Below are 17,103 nucleotides of genomic sequence, written 5' to 3'. Positions count from 1 at the left end.
ACATTCTTTGCTAAGTCGATGGCCAATGTATTAAGGTCGTTCATGTATGGACTCCTTTTGGCTAATCTTTCGTCGGATTAAGACCGTAACTCCTCAGGGAGAGGGAGTCCATACATCTAGGAACCGCCCTTCCTCGCTCTGCTTCTGCTCTTCCCAGGATCTAGGACCCAGGAACCAGAAACCCGTGTTTTTCACATACAAAAACGCCGCGGTTTCCCGCGGCGTTTTATCAGGCTTTCAGCGTGCTTGGATTAAGCAAGGCTGATGAATAGACCTGCGATAGTTGCAGACATCAGGTTAGAAAGCGTACCAGCGGCAACAGCTTTCATACCGAAGCGTGCGATATCGTGGCGACGGCTTGGCGCCAGACCACCTAGACCACCCAGTAGGATTGCTACTGAAGATAGGTTTGCGAAACCACATAGAGCGAACGAGATGATTGCTTCAGTCTTCGTAGATAGAGTAACTGCAGCACCTTCCGCTAGGTATGGGGCAAAGTTCAGGTAAGCAACGAATTCGTTAACAACCAGTTTCTGACCGATGAAAGAACCAGCGATTGTTGCTTCTTCCCATGGCACACCGATTAGGAATGCAAGAGGAGAGAATACGTAACCTAGGATAAGTTCCAGAGTAAGCTCAGGCATACCGAACCAACCACCGATGCCACCTAGCATACCGTTGATTAGCGCGATTAGACCGATAAACGCTAGAAGCATTGCACCAACGTTTAGCGCAAGCTGCATACCAGAAGATGCACCCGCTGCTGCTGCGTCGATAACGTTAGCCGGCTTGTCGTCGCCTTCAGTTGCGTCGCTTGCAAGCTGCTCAACAGCTTCTTCAGTTTCAGGCTTGATGATCTTAGCAAATAGAAGACCACCCGGAGCTGCCATGAATGAAGCGGCGATTAGGTACTCTAGAGGAACACCCATAGATGCGTAACCAGCAAGTACACCACCTGCTACAGACGCCAGACCACCACACATTACCGCAAACAGCTCAGACTGAGTCATTTTTGGTACGAACGGACGGATAACCAAAGGTGCTTCCGTTTGACCAACGAAGATGTTAGCTGTTGCAGACATTGATTCGGCACGAGAAGTACCTAGCGCTTTCTGTAGACCACCACCTAGGATGTTGATCACAACCTGCATGATGCCCAGGTAGTAAAGTACGCTGATCAGTGCAGAGAAGAAAACGATTACTGGTAGTACGCGTAGGGCAAACACGAAGCCGCCGCCACCGAATACTTCAAACATTTTGTCTGAAGTTAGGCCACCGAATAGGAAGTTGATACCATCGTTACCGTAAGCGATAACGTTAGCAACAGCTGTAGACATGCCATATAGCACGTCACGGCCAACAGGTACATAAAGAACAAATGCACCCAAACAGAATTGGATGGCAAATGCACCACCCACAGTACGTAGATTGATAGCTTTACGGTTATCAGATAGTAGTACTGCAAGACCTAGCAGTACTGCCATCCCAACCAGGCTCATAAACATGCTCATAGTTTATGGCTTCCCTTTAGTTAAGTTTGGCGTCTCGACAATTCGGCTCAATTAAGAGTCCGGCGCATTATACTCATGCTGCGGCGGATAAAATAACGCCGACTTCACACTTTGCAAGGAAAGAGAGTGAAAGTTCAATTCCAAACGTGAGGCTCATCACACTTTCACGCAAACGTTTTACGCAAACGTTTATTTTGTGATGTTCATTCACATCCGGATACGGAAAAGTTCAGCGGTGGTTAAGCTAGTTGCCTGCTTAATTTCCTGTTCGGTTTCCGTTCTGATCGCTGAAAGTTCATCCAGCACATTCACTAACCGATCGGGTCGGTTTGGCTCTCCCTGAAACCCTGCCACGGGCATGTCTGGCGCATCCGTCTCCAGCAACAATGCATCGAGTGGCAGTGCCGCTATTGTACTGCGAGTCTTGTTGGCTCGGCGATAGGTAATCGTTCCCCCGACACCAATTTTGATACCTAGATCAATAAGTTGCTTCGCTTGTTGATAGCTACCACTAAAACCATGGTATACCCCACCAGCTATCGGCGTGTTTTGCCGCAACTCCCGAAGGAGCTCTGGGAACGCCTTGCGACAGTGCATGATTACAGGTAATTCAAAACGGTTAGCCAACTGTAGTTGGGCGACAAATACAGAAATCTGTTGATCCTGATCGGCATCCGCAATGGCAAAGTCTAGCCCACATTCCCCGACCGCAACGCAGCGAGAGTGATCCTTTTCCCGCAATGCAGCCTCGGTAGCTAACTCTGACTCCAATTGATTCAAAGCATTAGCATCATGTTCTGCACTGAAGAAGGGATGTAACCCCAAAGCGAAATACAGGCTGGGAAAACGCTTTGCTAGACCACGTACAGCATGCCAGTTGCGCTGGCCAATGGCTGGGATGACAATTTTTCCCACCCCGGCCTGTTGTGATAATCCCAAGTAATACTCGGGATCTTCACAAAACGGCTCAAAGTCAAAGTGGCAATGGCTGTCAATCAGCATGCGACTTGGCCTGTGCTGAGCAACTTTCTTGTTTACCCCGTTTGTTCGCGGGGTGGCGTGGGTCATCGGCATCATAGCGCACCGGCGCACAGCAGCGGCGGTTCTCGGGCACTAGGCCCATCTTCTCACACCAGCGGTCGTACGCCGCTACCCCACGCTTAATCAACGACATCATGGCTATCTATCCTGTTGGCTTTTCTGTGTTGTGGCCTTGGCAACCATAACGATCATACTACGTCCCGTCGCCAAAATGGTATCGCGGGTATAGAGTGGCGCTTCATCAATGGGATAGATGTCATGGGGTGATGGCTTAGCGGTGTTAATCACCAAATGCCAATCACTGCAGTGACGATCTGGCAGAGTAAACTCGAGTGGATCCCAGAAGGCGTTACAAATCACGTATAACTCATCCTGGGTGATTGGGTGGTACACCGTCAGCGCGATAGAATGCGAGTTTTCCGACCAGTCAGGTTGATCGGGCTGGATACCATGCCAGCGGATCCCAACATCTTCCAAAACCGAGTTGAGCGACATGTGCATGTTCCAATCTATGGTCGGCTCAGCGGTACGCAACTGGCTGAGATGGGTGACAAAACGCAGCAAGTCCCTGTGGGTATCCACCAAGCCCCAGTCAAACCAACTGATCTCATTATCCTGGCAATAGGCGTTATTATTGCCCTGTTGGGTACGGCGTACCTCGTCCCCCATATTGAGCATCGGGGTACCGAGCGACAAGAACAAGGTCGCCATCATATTCTTGCACTGGCGGTGGCGCAGGGACTCTATTTCTGCGATTTCCGTCGGCCCTTCGACCCCGTAGTTACTCGACAGGTTATGATTGTCGCCGTCACGGTTACCTTCCCCGTTGGCCTCGTTGTGCTTCTCACTGTAGCTCACCAGATCGTTGAGGGTAAAACCATCATGGGCACAGATGAAATTCACCGAACGATGGGGAGAGTGGTGTTGGCTGCAGTACATATCCGGTGACCCTAAAATCCGAGAGGCGAACCGGCTAACATAACCGGCATCACCGCGCCAGAATGCCCTGACGTCATCACGGTATTTTCCGTTCCACTCATTCCAGCGGTCACCAATGAAGGAGCCCACCTGATATAACCCTGCAGCATCCCATGCCTCGGCGATGATCTTGGTGCTACATAAAATAGGATCCGAATCTATCGACCACAGCAGCGGCGGCTCTTTCATTGGGTGGCCCTGGCTGTCACGCGCCAATACCGAAGCTAAATCGAAACGGAAGCCATCAACATGCATCTCGGTCACCCAGTAATGTAGCGCATCGATGATCATCCGGCGCAGGACGCTGTGGTTGGCGTTGCAGGTATTACCACACCCGCTGTAGTTGCCGTAGGACCCTGTTTTCTTGTCCAGCAGGTAATAAGCCCCGTTCTGTAGCCCCTTGAAGCAAAACGTCGGCCCGTGCTCATCACCTTCTGAGGTATGGTTGAAAACCACATCGAGGATCACCTCAATATCGGCTTTGTGCAACTCTCGGACTAGGGTTTTGAATTCATCAATGGCACTCAGGGGGGCTTTCTCGACGCTGTAATCAGCATGGACCGCAAAGAAATTGATCGGGCTGTAGCCCCAATAGTTATCCCGCCCTTCCGGCGCATCATCAATATCAAACTGCTGCACCGGCATCAGCTCGACCGCAGTGACGCCGAGTGATTTGAGGTAAGGGATTTTTTCGATGATCCCCGAGAAAGTGCCTTTTTTGGCCGCGTTAACCCCGGAAGAGGGATGGCGGGTGAAGCCGGCCACATGCATCTCATAGATGATGGTATCGGTCAATGAATGACGCGGGGCGACGTCCCCCTGCCAATCAAAATCGCTATGATCGACAACAATACTCTTCATGCAAGCATCCATATTGTCGCCCGGGTCGATAGCTCGTTGGCGGCTGTAACTGCGACCAAAGCCAACAGCATGGCTGTAGGGATCGATCAGGATCTTGTCACTATCAAAACGCAATCCCCGCTCAGGTCGCCACGGCCCATCAACCTGAAACCCGTAATACTGGCCATGACCAATATTGCCGACAAAAATAAACCAGTAATGGCCACGTTTGTGCAGTGCCGGACTCAATTCAAACGATCGGAAAGGCCCAGTAGCGTCGGCACTGGCAAATAAGTGTAAGGTGACCCTTGTCGCGTCTTTGGAATAGAGGCTGAAATTTACCCCACCCTCACGGACCGATGAGCCAAGCGGGAATGCCTCGCCGGGCAGGGTGTATATCTGGTTGTCCGCTGCTAACGCGGTACTCAGTGAGGTGCCTAGTTCATCTACCCTGTTCATGCCATCATCCTTATGGTTTTCCGTCTCTGCCTTTTTCAATGCTAATGCAATCAATGCAACCACTGCGCCAACTTGCATAACCAGCATAGTAGACCCACCCACTGCGGGTAGCGGCAAGCTTCACAAAAAGTATAAAAAAAGCCGTCACAATGTGACGGCTTCGATGTCTGGCCTGATAAACGTGGCTTAGCGCAAATTAGTGCTCGCGCGTTGCACGGAAATCAACCTCAGGGAATCGCTCTTTGGCCAAGTTCAGGTTAACCATTGTCGGCGCGATGTAAGACAGGTTATCACCGCCGTCCAGCGCCAGGTTAGACTGGTTCTTGCGCTTGAATTCTTCCAGCTTCTTAGTGTCATCGCACTCAACCCAGCGGGCTGTCGCCACGTTAACACCTTCATAGATAGCTTCAACGTTGTATTCTGCTTTCAGACGGGCAACCACCACATCAAACTGAAGCACACCGACGGCACCAACGATAAGGTCGTTGTTCTGTAGTGGGCGGAACACCTGTACCGCGCCCTCTTCCGATAGCTGTACCAAGCCTTTTAGCAGCTGCTTCTGCTTCAATGGATCTTTCAGGCGGATACGGCGGAACAATTCCGGTGCAAAGTTAGGGATACCGGCAAATTTCAGGTTTTCCCCCTGAGTGAAGGTATCACCGATCTGAATCGTACCGTGGTTGTGCAAACCGATAATATCACCTGCATACGCTTTGTCTGCGCGAGCACGGTCACCGGCCATGAAAGTTACAGCATCAGAAATACTGACGTTCTTACCAGTACGGACATGGTTCATCTTCATGCCCTGGCTGTAGGTACCCGATACGATACGCATAAATGCAATGCGGTCACGGTGTTTAGGGTCCATGTTTGCCTGAATCTTGAAAACAAAGCCCGAGAACTTCTCTTCCGTCGCTTCAACTTCACGCTCGTTGGCCTTGCGCGGCATCGGCGCAGGGGCCCATTCGGTGAGGCCGTCAAGCATATGGTCAACACCGAAGTTACCCAGTGCAGTACCGAAGAAGACCGGCGTCAGCTCACCGCTCAGGAACAATTCGCGGTCGAACTCATGCGAGGCACCAATCACCAACTCAAGCTCTTCACGCAGTTGCTCGGCAAGGTCATCGCCTACAGCTACATCTAGCTCTGGGTTATCCAGACCCTTGATGATGCGCTGCTCCTGGATGGTGTGACCTTGGCCCGTGCTGTACAAAATCGTCTCGTCGCGGTGGATGTGGTACACACCCTTGAACTCTTTACCACAACCGATCGGCCATGATACCGGCGCACACGCCATGTTCAGCTCGGTTTCTACTTCGTCAAGCAGTTCCATCGGGTCGCGGATATCGCGGTCCAATTTGTTCATGAAGGTTACGATCGGCGTATCACGCAGACGGGTAACTTCCATCAGCTTACGGGTACGATCCTCGACACCTTTCGCCGCATCGATAACCATCAGGCATGAGTCAACGGCAGTCAGGGTACGGTAGGTATCTTCCGAGAAATCTTCGTGTCCCGGGGTATCTAGCAGGTTTACCAGACAATCATTGTAAGGGAACTGCATTACCGACGTGGTTACCGAGATACCACGTTCTTTTTCCATTTCCATCCAGTCTGACTTAGCATGCTGGTTAGAGCCACGGCCCTTTACGGTACCTGCTTTCTGGATCGCGTTTCCGAATAGCAGGACTTTTTCAGTAATGGTTGTTTTACCCGCATCCGGGTGAGAAATGATCGCAAACGTACGGCGTTTGTTCACTTCAGGTAGAAAAGACATAAGCGTTGATAATCCTGTTAGAGATTTCAATAATCGAGCGACTGCGAATTTCGCAAGCCGGTGCGATAAAGATGGCGGAATTATACGCAAACTCCGCCCAAAGAGACAGCGGTAACACGCAACCAAGGTGCACCAACAAAGACAGGAAAAAGCTACATGACTAAATACGTCATGATCAGGGCATCTTCCCGGCCATTGTCTGCTGGGTAATAGCCTTCACGGCGATTAATTTCGTTGAAGCCCAACGACTCATACAGCTGGTAGGCACGGGTATTGCTTTCCCTGACTTCCAACCAGACTTCCTCGCCTTTTTGCTGTCCGACCAACTCAATAAAGCCTTCCAGCAATATCTTGCCGTAGCCCTTGCCCTGGCAGGCCGGGTCAATAGCAATATTCAGCAAGGTCGCTTCACCGGCTACCAGCTGGCCGAAACAGTAACCGACCAACTGGCCGTCAATTTCCAGCCCGCAATTCAAAGCCAATTTATTCGGCTCTTTACGGATCAGCGATTCGGCCCATGGAAAAGCATGGGCGGCTTGCTCGATGCGCCAAACATCATCGAGATGATGGGGCGCCAAGGTCACAATGTTATGCGTCATAAGAACAAATTTGTTGCCACAGCGCTTTTTTCGCGCCGGGATTGGTATGCATTGATTTCAGTGAGTCAGACGTTAGCAATTGGCAATCAGCCGGATGGGCAGCTTCACAGCCGGCAACCCAACACCATTTAAGGTGGTGCTCACGCACTTGCTCAACAGCAGCGGCAGGCACACACAGGGCTTGTTCCGGGGTCAGCTTCATGCTGCCAAGGATCCGGCCAAACAGCCAACGGTCGTGCTCATCCAGCTCTTCATCACAGACAAACAACAACTGACAGCTGTCCGGCAGATCGATCACTGGCTGTTCCTGATCGGGAAAAAAGCCCGGTTTGCGGACCTGCCAATAGGTTAAGCCGATTGCCTTCATCAACTGTAAATCACGCTGTTTCATCTACTCACCTTGATGATGTTCACTTTGGCCGGGAATACTACCAGAACTTGTACCCAAACCTAAAAAAATACCACCTTGCGGTGGTATTTTCATGAAACGGTTCGTTATAGCAAGCTATAGGGCGTTGAACTCTTCGCAATAGCTGATCATACCGGTCTTACCATCAATGGCACCCGGCACAACTTCCAGTACCATGAAAGCCTCTTCCGGTACCGGCCAAGGGCATTGGATCCCTTGCGGGGCTGCAGGGGTAAAGCCTGCTTTTGGGTAATACTCTGGGTGGCCCAGTACTACGATGACCGGGTAGCCAAGTTCGGCTAGGGTTTGTTTGGCCTCTTCCAGCATCGCCTGACCAAGACCCTGACGCTGGTACTCAGGCTTAATCGCCATCGGTGCCAATCCCTGCCAGTTATGATCTTCACCATCCAGCATCACAGGGCTAAAAAATAAGTGGCCAACCAGCTCGCCATCGTCATTGCATGCCACCAGTGATAGGGTGCGGTTGCCATTTTCCCGCAACCGCATAACCAACTCAGCTTCGGCCTCCGTATCAAACACGGATTTGAGCAGGTTGTCGATCGGCATAATATCGGCCGGAGCCTCAGATCTAATGAGCATTCATGACCTCTTCTTGCCCAGAAGCAGACTGCATACCTTTGTGGATGAAATCTGCTGACTGGTGCAGTACAAATTTAACCGGGGCAGGAAGTGAATCCAAATCGATACTGTCCATCAGGTTCTTCACTTCCAAGCCAAGTTCAGTATCCCCTTCGATACGAAGACGACGTTGGAAGAACAGTGTATCAGGATCTTCCTTGCGAGCGGCAATTAATACCAGATCGTTGCATTCGCCGCTGAAGCTGACATCTTCCTGCTCAACGTGCTCTGCCACCACCAATTGCTCATTCTGGTAACTGATATACCAACGCAGATCCAAATCACGCACTTCCACTTTGAGCCAGCGATCTTCAAGAAACTCGAAATCACCATCTTCCAGTGCTTCTTTGAATACCATCGCCAAGCCTTCCAACATAACTTTCTTCTGAAGGGGGAAAGGGGCTAGCTTGGCAGGCACACGTAATAGGGCTGGGCCATTCTGTACCAGTTGTTTTCTAAGTTGAGCAATCACTGAATTATTTTTCCTGTAGTCGGTCGCATATATTTAGTGATTGTATGGCAAGACATGGCTGTAATTTTATGCCTTGAGTCAAAAAATACAGCTTTGTTCGGCTAAAGTTTGGTATTGTGCCAATGACCTCGATATAGTGGATGCAAACCCACCTGCCACCTCGCCACTGGATGGCAGTAACATACGGAAAAATAACCCAAGATCATGCCGACAGAGCAACTGAACCATTGGTTTCCCCTCCTGACTGATCACAGCCCATTCCTGTTTGCTGTCCTAGATCATCAGCATAAGTATTTAATGGTCAACAACCGATACTGCGAGCTCAGTGGCTTAAGCCGAGACGAGTTAATCGGGCTTAGCGATGTCGACACCCTTGGCAAAACCTTTTATCACTCGATGCGCCCCTACTACAAGCGGGCTTTCAACGGTGAAACGCTGGAAAGCGAAGTCATCCTCGATGACAACCACCATGATACCAGCATGCACTTTAGCCTCTCCCCGCTCCATAGCGAAGACGGCAAAATCACCCATATCGTGCTGCATTGTGTCGATACCTCTGAACGCCAAATCCTGACCAACGCTATCCAAGAACACGAAAAGCATCTGCACACCCTGAATCGATTGATGCATGACGGCAGCTGTATTGTCGAGGACGACACCGTCATCTCGGCCAATGATAAAGCCGCCCTGATCCTTGGCTTTGAGCATCCCAACGATCTAAAAGGCAAAGCGTTCAGCAAGCTGGTTGTCGATAACCAGCAACAGCCCGTGACCCGGGCCCAATTAGCTTCCCTGCAGCAAGGTGAGGCTTGGCTTTGCCAAACCAGCCGCCACTGCCCACAGCAACAAACATTGCAACTCTCGACTTCACCGGTTGAGGTGCTGGGTACATCGGCCCAACTAGTGATCCTAAAATCTTATGCACCGACAGTAGCGAAGCCCCAAAAGATCGAATCATCGATACATACGGATCCGCTCACCGGGCTGCTCAACCGCCATGGTACCAGCCACCAGCTTGAGCAATTGATCAATCAGCAGATCCCATTGGTGATGCTGTACCTGGACATTGACAACTTCAAAAATATCAATGACTCGTTGGGGCACCATATCGGTGATCAGGTACTGCAAGAAATTTCCCAGCGCTTAAAACGCCTGCTGCCAGATGATGCCATTATCGGCCACCTCAGCGGGGATGAATTTACTATCTTGCTACCTAACCCTGAGCATCAACAGCAAGGGAACCTCATCGCCGAGCAAGTCATTGCCCTGATCAACCAACCTTTCGATTTGCACCATTTCAGCAAGCACCTCGCCTGCTCTATCGGTATGGTGCAATATCCGGGAGACGGTAACGACGCCCGCATCTTGCTACAAAATGCCGATACGGCCATGTACGAGGCAAAAAATCGCGGCCGCAACCGCGCCGTCAAGTTCAGTGAAGAGATGAACAAAGAAGCGCGGATGCAGCTATGGCTTGAAATCGAACTGCAAAAAGCGCTGCAAAACAACGGCCTTGAGGTGTGGTATCAACCTAAAGTCCACGCTCGGGACTTCTCAATTAACGGTGCCGAGGCATTGGTGCGTTGGAAACATCCGGTTGAAGGCTACATAAGCCCAGCCCAGTTTATCCCGGTCGCCGAACGGTCCGGGCTTATCGAACAGTTAGGCCAAGTCGTGATGCGCGAGGTCTTTACCACGGTCCGTTACTGGAAAACCCAAGGCCTCTTGCCGGGCAAGGTTGCGATCAACTTGTCCCCCCAGCAGTTCGGTAACCCTAACCTCATCCAGTTTGTCGACAAACTTCGCAGGGCTACCGGGGTCAACCCCAACGATATTACCTTCGAGCTTACCGAAAGTGCGGTAATGAGTGATGGTGAACATACCATCCAAATGCTCAATGCCATCAAAAAGCTCGGCTTCTCACTTTCGATTGATGATTTCGGTACCGGCTACTCGTCACTGTCTTATCTCGCCCGCTTCCCGCTGGACGAACTCAAAATAGACCGTGCGTTTATCAAGGACATCGAGGATGTTCCCAAACAGCTGACCCTAATCGAGAACATCATCAACCTCGGTAAGTCCCTCAACATGAGCGTGGTCGCCGAAGGGGTTGAAACCCGCCAGCAGGCTACCCTGTTGTCCAACCTCGATTGCAATGCCATCCAAGGCTTCCACTTCTACAAGCCATTACCGAAAAATGAGCTGGAAGCCACGCTTCACAAGCATAATCACCATTAGTTGAATAGCTACCAATAATGAATCTTGGGCTCTACAAAAGTGGAAAATAAGTTGTCCTAAATCAACAAAACCTGCCTGACATCAAAACACGCGGGCAGCCCGCCCCCTAATATTTGCTCTTATTACTTTCTTTCCCACACTGGTAGATAAAAATAATATGGAGCTACTCTGCCCCGCGGGCAACTTACCCGCGCTTAAAACTGCCATTGATAACGGCGCCGACGCGGTATATATCGGTTTCAAAGACGACACCAATGCGCGCCACTTTGCAGGTTTAAACTTTACAGGACGTAAACTCGAAAAAGCTGTGCAGTACGTGCGTGATCACGACCGTAAACTGCATGTTGCCCTCAACACCTTTGCCCACCCTGATGGCTTCGACCGCTGGCGCAATGCGGTCGACAATGCCGCGGCTATGGGTGTTGATGCACTGATTGTGGCTGACATCGCGGTATTGGAGTATGCCGCCACCAAGTACCCGGATCTTGAACTTCACCTTTCGGTGCAAGCTTCAGCGACCAATACTGCTGCCATTGATTTCTATCGTCAGAACTTCAATGTCAAGCGAGTGGTGCTGCCTAGGGTTTTGTCTATCCACCAAGTCAAACAGCTTGCCCGTAATACGGATGTCGAACTGGAAGTGTTCGCCTTCGGTAGCTTGTGCATTATGTCGGAAGGGCGCTGCTACCTGTCGTCTTATATGACAGGCGAGTCACCGAATACCGTTGGTGCCTGCTCGCCGGCTAAGTTTGTCCGCTGGCAGGAAACCCCTACCGGCTTGGAATCCCGCCTCAACGAAGTGCTGATTGACCGCTATGCCCATGGTGAGAATGCGGGCTACCCGACGCTGTGCAAGGGCCGCTTCGATGTTAACCTAGACGGGGAAGACCGACGTTACCACGCCCTTGAAGAGCCTACTAGCCTTAATACGCTGGAAATCTTACCTGAGCTGTTCAAGGCCAATATCTCTTCAGTGAAAATCGAAGGCCGCCAACGTAGCCCTGCCTATGTTGAACAGGTCACCCGTACCTGGCGTGCCGCGATTGACCGCTATCTGGCATCACCTGAAAACTACAGTGTTGACCCAGCTTGGAATGCCTGTCTCGGTAATGTGTCGGAAGGTAAACAAACCACCCTCGGTGCCTACCACCGTAAATGGCAATAAGGAGCCAATAATGAAATACTCACTTGGCCCCCTACTGTATTTCTGGCCAAAAATGGATGTCGAGGCGTTCTACCAACAAGCCAAAGACGCCAACACCGATATTATCTACCTTGGCGAAACAGTCTGCTCCAAGCGCCGCGAGATGAAACCGGCCCACTGGTTCGATATTGCCAAAGACCTATCGGCCAGCGGTAAGCAGGTAGTACTGTCGACCATGGCATTGCTTGAAGCCCCAAGCGAAGTCAATGTGATGAAGAAATACATTGATAACGGTGACTTTGCGATTGAAGCCAACGATGTATCGGCTATCCAACTGGCGCATGAGCACAAGGTGCCATTTGTGGTTGGCCCGGCCGTGAACTGCTATAACGCCCAGACCCTCAACCTTTTTTTGAAAAAGGGCATGATCCGCTGGTGTATGCCGGTTGAGCTATCTCGCCAATGGCTACAGAACGTTGACAATGAGTGTGACCAGATGGGGATCCGCGACAAATTCGAAACCGAAGTCTTCAGCTATGGCTACCTGCCGCTAGCCTACTCGGCGCGCTGCTTCACCGCCCGTGCCGAAGACCGTGCCAAGGACGACTGCGAAACCTGCTGTATCAAGTACCCGACAGGGATCACCGTCAACAGCCAGGAAGAGCAGAAAGTCTTTACCCTCAATGGTATCCAGACCCAGTCAGGTTACTGTTACAACCTGATCAACGATCAGCCGGGTATGGCAGGCTTGGTGGATGTGGTGCGCCTCAGCCCGCTGGGTATCGATACCCTTTCACTGGTCGATACCTTCCGTGCCAACCAACATGGCGAGCACAAGCACCCACTGGAAGGCGGACACCACTGCAACGGCTACTGGCACAACCTAGCGGGACTCAACATAGAGTAACCCAGCAGTCATGCTTGCGTGCCATAGCAGCAGCCTTGAACGAGAAAAGCCGCGGAAGACCGCGGCTTTTGTTTATCTATTCAAAGGCGAAGCGAGCTTAGGCTTCTTCTTCCGGCTCAGCCGGTGGGGCGATAGGCTGGTTAATACTGACTTCTGCCATCAGGCGGTTTAGCTCGAGCAGGGCAAAGCGGTGCTCAACAAACTCATATACGTTGCCGGCAAGCGTCAGCTTGTAGAGCATCAGGGCTGATGAGAAATCCTTGTTGTGGTGGTAGCGCTTACCCAGATAGAAATACGCTTCAGTCAAACGCTCGGCCAGCACATCATTATCTTCACTTTCTGTGGCAATCTGGCGCAGGAACTCAGATTCGCTAACATCGTCCATGTATAGGCGGACAATCTGCCAACCCCAGTCATTGTTGTCGGTGGCAGCATTGTAGCGGCTGCGCAGTTTCTCGGCCGCAGTTGCAGGATCTTGCTCAAGCTCGGTCAGATACAACCAAATCACTCGGTAAGGATCATTGATGTTCTGTTGGTAGTGGGCATTGAGATCCTCCAACGCCAATTCATAGCGTCCGCCGTAGTAAAGGGCGATACCACGGTTACGTTGGGCAAATGGGTGGCGGACATTCAGCTCAAGGGTAGAATCAAACGCTTCATAGGCCGCATCAAAGTGGGCACCCTGGGTAAAGTAAACCCCAAGAATATTGAATACATCAGGTTGGTTGGGTTTGAGAGAAAGCGACTGGTTGAAGTCCAAACGGGCCAGGTCACGCAAGCCCAGGCTGTCGTGCAGCAGGCCACGCTCGTAATACACCTGAGCCAAGGTTTCACTGTCCAGATCGTCACGTTGAAGTAGCTGATCGATCCTCGCCAGCTGGATCTGTTGCTGGATAGTCGGCTGGAACGGCACAGCCATCGGCGGCTGAGTCCATTGGGATTTGGGTGTTGAACAGCCTGACAATATCAAGACCAGCGCCAGGCACGCGAATTTTATCCTATTTGCAATCAATGCAGTTCTCCCTGAGTGAGACACGTCTATCTCTAGCATATACCATGGTAGCCCATAAGAGACGCAACCGCGTTCTCCGGGGCAATTATTGCGAGGGATTTTCCGGTGAGCTCTCAATAAAATAAAAAAAGGGGCTGAATAGCCCCTTTATATCATGCTTTTAGCAAAAAGCCTTATGCTTCTGGCTTCTCTTCGCCAGCTGGTGCTGGGTTCAGTTCAGCTTGTGCTTCTTTCATGCTCAGGCGGATACGGCCCTGGCGGTCGATTTCCAGTACCTTAACCTTAACTTCCTGACCCATTTCTAGGTGATCAGCCACTTTCTCGATGCGCTCCTGAGAGATCTGAGAAATGTGAACAAGACCTTCTTTCGCACCGATAACCGATACGAATGCACCGAAGTCTACGATACGCATAACTTTACCGGTGTAGATACGGCCAACTTCAACGTCAGCAGTGATCTCTTCGATACGGCGGATAGCTTCTTTCGCAGCAGTACCTTCAGTCGCAGCGATCTTCACAGTACCGTCGTCTTCGATTTCGATAGTTGTGCCAGTTTCTTCCGTTAGTGCACGGATAACTGCACCACCCTTACCGATAACGTCTTTGATCTTCTCTGGGTTGATCTTCAGCGTGTGGATACGCGGAGCGAACTCAGAAATCTCTTCACGAGGAGCGTTGATTGCTTCGTCCATCACGCTAAGGATGTGCGTACGCGCACCTTTCGCTTGGTTCAGGGCAATCTGCATGATTTCTTTAGTGATACCTTCGATCTTGATATCCATCTGCAGTGCAGTGATACCGTCTTCAGTACCCGCTACTTTGAAGTCCATGTCACCAAGGTGGTCTTCGTCACCTAGGATGTCAGAAAGAACAACGAAGTCGTCGCCTTCTTTCACAAGACCCATTGCGATACCCGCAACCGATGCTTTGATTGGCACACCCGCGTCCATCAGCGCAAGAGACGTACCACATACAGAAGCCATTGAAGAAGAACCGTTAGATTCAGTGATTTCCGATACTACACGTACTGTGTATGGGAACTCGTCAACAGAAGGCATTACTGCAGCAATACCGCGCTTAGCTAGTTTACCGTGGCCGATTTCACGACGCTTAGGTGAACCTACAAAGCCTGTCTCGCCCACACAGTATGGAGGGAAGTTGTAGTGTAGCAGGAAGTGATCTTTACGCTCACCAGTTAGCTCGTCGATGATCTGAGCATCACGCTGGGTACCCAGAGTCGCAGTAACTAGCGCCTGAGTTTCACCACGGGTGAACAGAGAAGAACCGTGGGTACGTGGAAGAACGCCAGTGCGTACGTCTAGCGCACGAACCATGTCTTTTTCACGGCCATCGATACGTGGGTTACCCGCGATGATGCGGCTACGTACAACGTTCTTCTCTAGAGAACCTAGCATACCGCGGATTTCGCGCTCGTCTAGAGTCTCGTCTTGAGCTAGAAGCGCTTCAACCGCTTCGTTCTTGATAACGCCTACTTGCTCGTAGCGCGCCATTTTTTCAGTGATCTGGTAAGCGTCAGTTAGACGAGCTTCAGCAAGCTCTGCAACACGAGCTTTTAGCTCAGTGTTAACTGCTGGTGCTTCCCATTCCCATGCAGGAGTAGCAACTTCAGCTGCGAACTCGTTGATTGCGTTGATAACAACCTGCTGCTGGTCGTGGCCGTAAACAACCGCTTGTAGCATCTGCTCTTCAGATAGGCGGTCAGCTTCTGACTCAACCATAAGTACTGCGTTGTCAGTACCAGCAACCACTAGGTCTAGCTTGCTTTCTTCTAGTTCAGTGTTGCTTGGGTTTAGAACCAACTGGTCGTTGATGTAACCTACGCGCGCAGCACCGATTGGGCCGTTGAACGGGATACCAGAGATAGCAAGCGCAGCAGAAGTACCGATCATAGTTACGATGTCAGGCTGAACGTCTGGGTTTACAGAAACCACAGTCGCGATAACCTGAACTTCGTTTTTGAATGCATCTGGGAATAGCGGACGGATAGGACGGTCAATCAGACGGGCTGTCAGAGTTTCGCCTTCAGATGGACGACCTTCACGCTTGAAGAAACCACCAGGGATCTTACCTGCAGCGTAAGTACGCTCTTGGTAGTTAACCGTTAGCGGGAAGAAATCTTGGCCTTCAACAGCTTCTTTCTTACCTACAACAGAAACGAATACAGATGTATCGTCCATGCTAACCATAACAGCAGCGGTCGCCTGACGCGCCATAACACCAGTTTCAAGGGTAACCGTGTGGTTACCGTACTGGAAAGTCTTTACGATAGGATTCACGTGAATTTCCTTAAATTTATTCCGCTTTCTATTTGCGCCGTTAAGTATATCTGACACAAGGAAAAGCGTCATGTGATGTAAGGCAATTTACCGCAATTTCACGTATCGCGACTAATGAAAATTCTCAACGCTGGAAGAACTGTCATTAGCCGCGACCTCAAGGTCGACGAAAACGACTCGTGGAATGGAGATAAATTACCGGAAAAAAGAAAGGAGCCATAAGGCTCCTTTCTCAAAGCAATCTTAGCGACGTAGGCCTAGACGCTTGATTAGGTCTTGGTAGCGATCTAGGTTCTTACCTTTTAGGTAGTCTAGAAGCTTACGACGACGAGAAACCATGCGTAGTAGACCGCGACGGCTGTGGTGGTCGTGTTTGTGGTTAGCAAAGTGACCTTGAAGGTGGTTGATCTGTGCTGTTAGCAAAGCAACCTGAACTTCAGGAGAACCAGTGTCGTTTTCGCACTGCGCGTATTCAGCAACGATTGCTGCTTTAGTTTCTGCATTCAGAGACATAACTCATTCCTAATACAAAGATGTTTCTAATTTGTGCCAGCCAATCTCTGATTCAGCCGACACCCGAGCCGCGGATTATACGTGGAGCGCAAAATAACTACAAGAGAATTTATTGGGAGAGTGGGTCCTTGGTCCTTGGTCCTGATGTGACTCCCTAAAAGTAGACACCTCTTTATCAGGAATAAGAGGTGTTCATATGAAAGTTGTAAGTCGACGAAGTTTTTCTGATGAGTTTAAGCTTGCTGCAGTTCAAGAATCTATCGATTC

At 50.7% G+C, this 17,103-nt stretch carries 15 protein-coding genes; 3 read left to right on the top strand and 12 right to left on the bottom strand.

What is annotated here, in order from left to right; all coding sequences use genetic code 11:
* Window positions 1–251: 251 nt before the first annotated feature.
* The 9 genes from C9J01_RS28765 to ubiT all read right to left on the bottom strand — a co-directional run bounded on the left by C9J01_RS28765 (window position 252) and on the right by ubiT (window position 8,725).
* Window positions 252–1,511 carry a NupC/NupG family nucleoside CNT transporter gene (locus C9J01_RS28765; RefSeq protein WP_107301485.1) on the bottom strand — a complete coding sequence of 420 codons (1,260 nt, stop codon included), beginning with the start codon at window positions 1,509–1,511 and terminating at the stop codon, window positions 252–254.
* A 207-nt stretch (window positions 1,512–1,718) separates the two neighbouring features.
* Window positions 1,719–2,513: a TatD family hydrolase gene (locus C9J01_RS28760; protein ID WP_201797885.1), complete on the bottom strand. Its 795-nt coding sequence runs from the start codon at window positions 2,511–2,513 to the stop codon at window positions 1,719–1,721.
* Window positions 2,503–2,688 (bottom strand): hypothetical protein, encoded by a 186-nt coding sequence (locus C9J01_RS28755; protein ID WP_107301484.1) that lies wholly within the window; start codon window positions 2,686–2,688, stop codon window positions 2,503–2,505. The genes C9J01_RS28760 and C9J01_RS28755 overlap by 11 nt, the downstream gene beginning before the upstream one ends.
* A gap of 2 nt (window positions 2,689–2,690) precedes the next feature.
* Window positions 2,691–4,916 (bottom strand): glycogen debranching protein GlgX, encoded by a 2,226-nt coding sequence (gene glgX, locus C9J01_RS28750; protein ID WP_237157080.1) that lies wholly within the window; start codon window positions 4,914–4,916, stop codon window positions 2,691–2,693.
* A 109-nt stretch (window positions 4,917–5,025) separates the two neighbouring features.
* Complete coding sequence (prfC, locus tag C9J01_RS28745; RefSeq protein ID WP_107301483.1) at window positions 5,026–6,606, bottom strand: peptide chain release factor 3; 1,581 nt, start codon at window positions 6,604–6,606, stop codon at window positions 5,026–5,028.
* Between the two features lie 152 nt (window positions 6,607–6,758).
* Window positions 6,759–7,205 carry a ribosomal protein S18-alanine N-acetyltransferase gene (gene rimI / locus C9J01_RS28740; RefSeq protein WP_107301482.1) on the bottom strand — a complete coding sequence of 149 codons (447 nt, stop codon included), beginning with the start codon at window positions 7,203–7,205 and terminating at the stop codon, window positions 6,759–6,761.
* A complete protein-coding gene (locus tag C9J01_RS28735) occupies window positions 7,195–7,596 on the bottom strand; it encodes a DNA polymerase III subunit psi (RefSeq protein WP_107301481.1) in 402 nt (133 codons plus the stop codon). The genes rimI and C9J01_RS28735 overlap by 11 nt, the downstream gene beginning before the upstream one ends.
* Before the next feature lie 114 nt (window positions 7,597–7,710).
* Window positions 7,711–8,214: a GNAT family N-acetyltransferase gene (locus C9J01_RS28730; protein ID WP_107301480.1), complete on the bottom strand. Its 504-nt coding sequence runs from the start codon at window positions 8,212–8,214 to the stop codon at window positions 7,711–7,713.
* Complete coding sequence (gene ubiT, locus C9J01_RS28725) at window positions 8,204–8,725, bottom strand: ubiquinone anaerobic biosynthesis accessory factor UbiT (RefSeq protein WP_107301479.1); 522 nt, start codon at window positions 8,723–8,725, stop codon at window positions 8,204–8,206. The genes C9J01_RS28730 and ubiT overlap by 11 nt, the downstream gene beginning before the upstream one ends.
* 204 nt (window positions 8,726–8,929) lie before the next feature.
* On the opposite strand from ubiT, the gene C9J01_RS28720 reads away from it, so the two are divergent.
* The 3 genes from C9J01_RS28720 to C9J01_RS28710 all read left to right on the top strand — a co-directional run bounded on the left by C9J01_RS28720 (window position 8,930) and on the right by C9J01_RS28710 (window position 13,014).
* A complete protein-coding gene (locus tag C9J01_RS28720) occupies window positions 8,930–10,963 on the top strand; it encodes a sensor domain-containing protein (RefSeq protein ID WP_107301478.1) in 2,034 nt (677 codons plus the stop codon).
* A gap of 157 nt (window positions 10,964–11,120) precedes the next feature.
* On the top strand, window positions 11,121–12,128 hold the full coding sequence (gene ubiU / locus C9J01_RS28715; protein WP_107301477.1) for a ubiquinone anaerobic biosynthesis protein UbiU: 1,008 nt from the start codon (window positions 11,121–11,123) through the stop codon (window positions 12,126–12,128).
* Window positions 12,129–12,138: 10 nt separating this feature from the next.
* A complete protein-coding gene (locus tag C9J01_RS28710; protein WP_107301476.1) occupies window positions 12,139–13,014 on the top strand; it encodes a U32 family peptidase in 876 nt (291 codons plus the stop codon).
* 97 nt (window positions 13,015–13,111) lie between these two features.
* On the opposite strand, the gene nlpI is transcribed toward C9J01_RS28710, so the two are convergent.
* The 3 genes from nlpI to rpsO all read right to left on the bottom strand — a co-directional run bounded on the left by nlpI (window position 13,112) and on the right by rpsO (window position 16,836).
* Window positions 13,112–14,026, bottom strand: coding sequence for a lipoprotein NlpI (gene nlpI, locus C9J01_RS28705; protein WP_187463761.1), 915 nt, complete (start codon window positions 14,024–14,026; stop codon window positions 13,112–13,114).
* Window positions 14,027–14,199: 173 nt separating this feature from the next.
* Entirely contained in the window at window positions 14,200–16,323 is a 2,124-nt protein-coding gene (gene pnp, locus C9J01_RS28700; protein WP_107301474.1) for a polyribonucleotide nucleotidyltransferase, read from the bottom strand.
* A gap of 243 nt (window positions 16,324–16,566) precedes the next feature.
* Window positions 16,567–16,836, bottom strand: a complete 270-nt coding sequence (rpsO, locus tag C9J01_RS28695; RefSeq protein ID WP_005369538.1) for a 30S ribosomal protein S15 — start codon at window positions 16,834–16,836, stop codon at window positions 16,567–16,569.
* Between the last annotated feature and the right edge of the window lie 267 nt (window positions 16,837–17,103).

It is taken from the genome of Photobacterium rosenbergii (genome assembly GCF_003026455.1).
Lineage (GTDB): Bacteria > Pseudomonadota > Gammaproteobacteria > Enterobacterales > Vibrionaceae > Photobacterium > Photobacterium rosenbergii.
The sequence above is the reverse complement of the archived record's forward strand: the minus strand, read 5'-3'. Positions and strand labels throughout refer to the sequence as shown.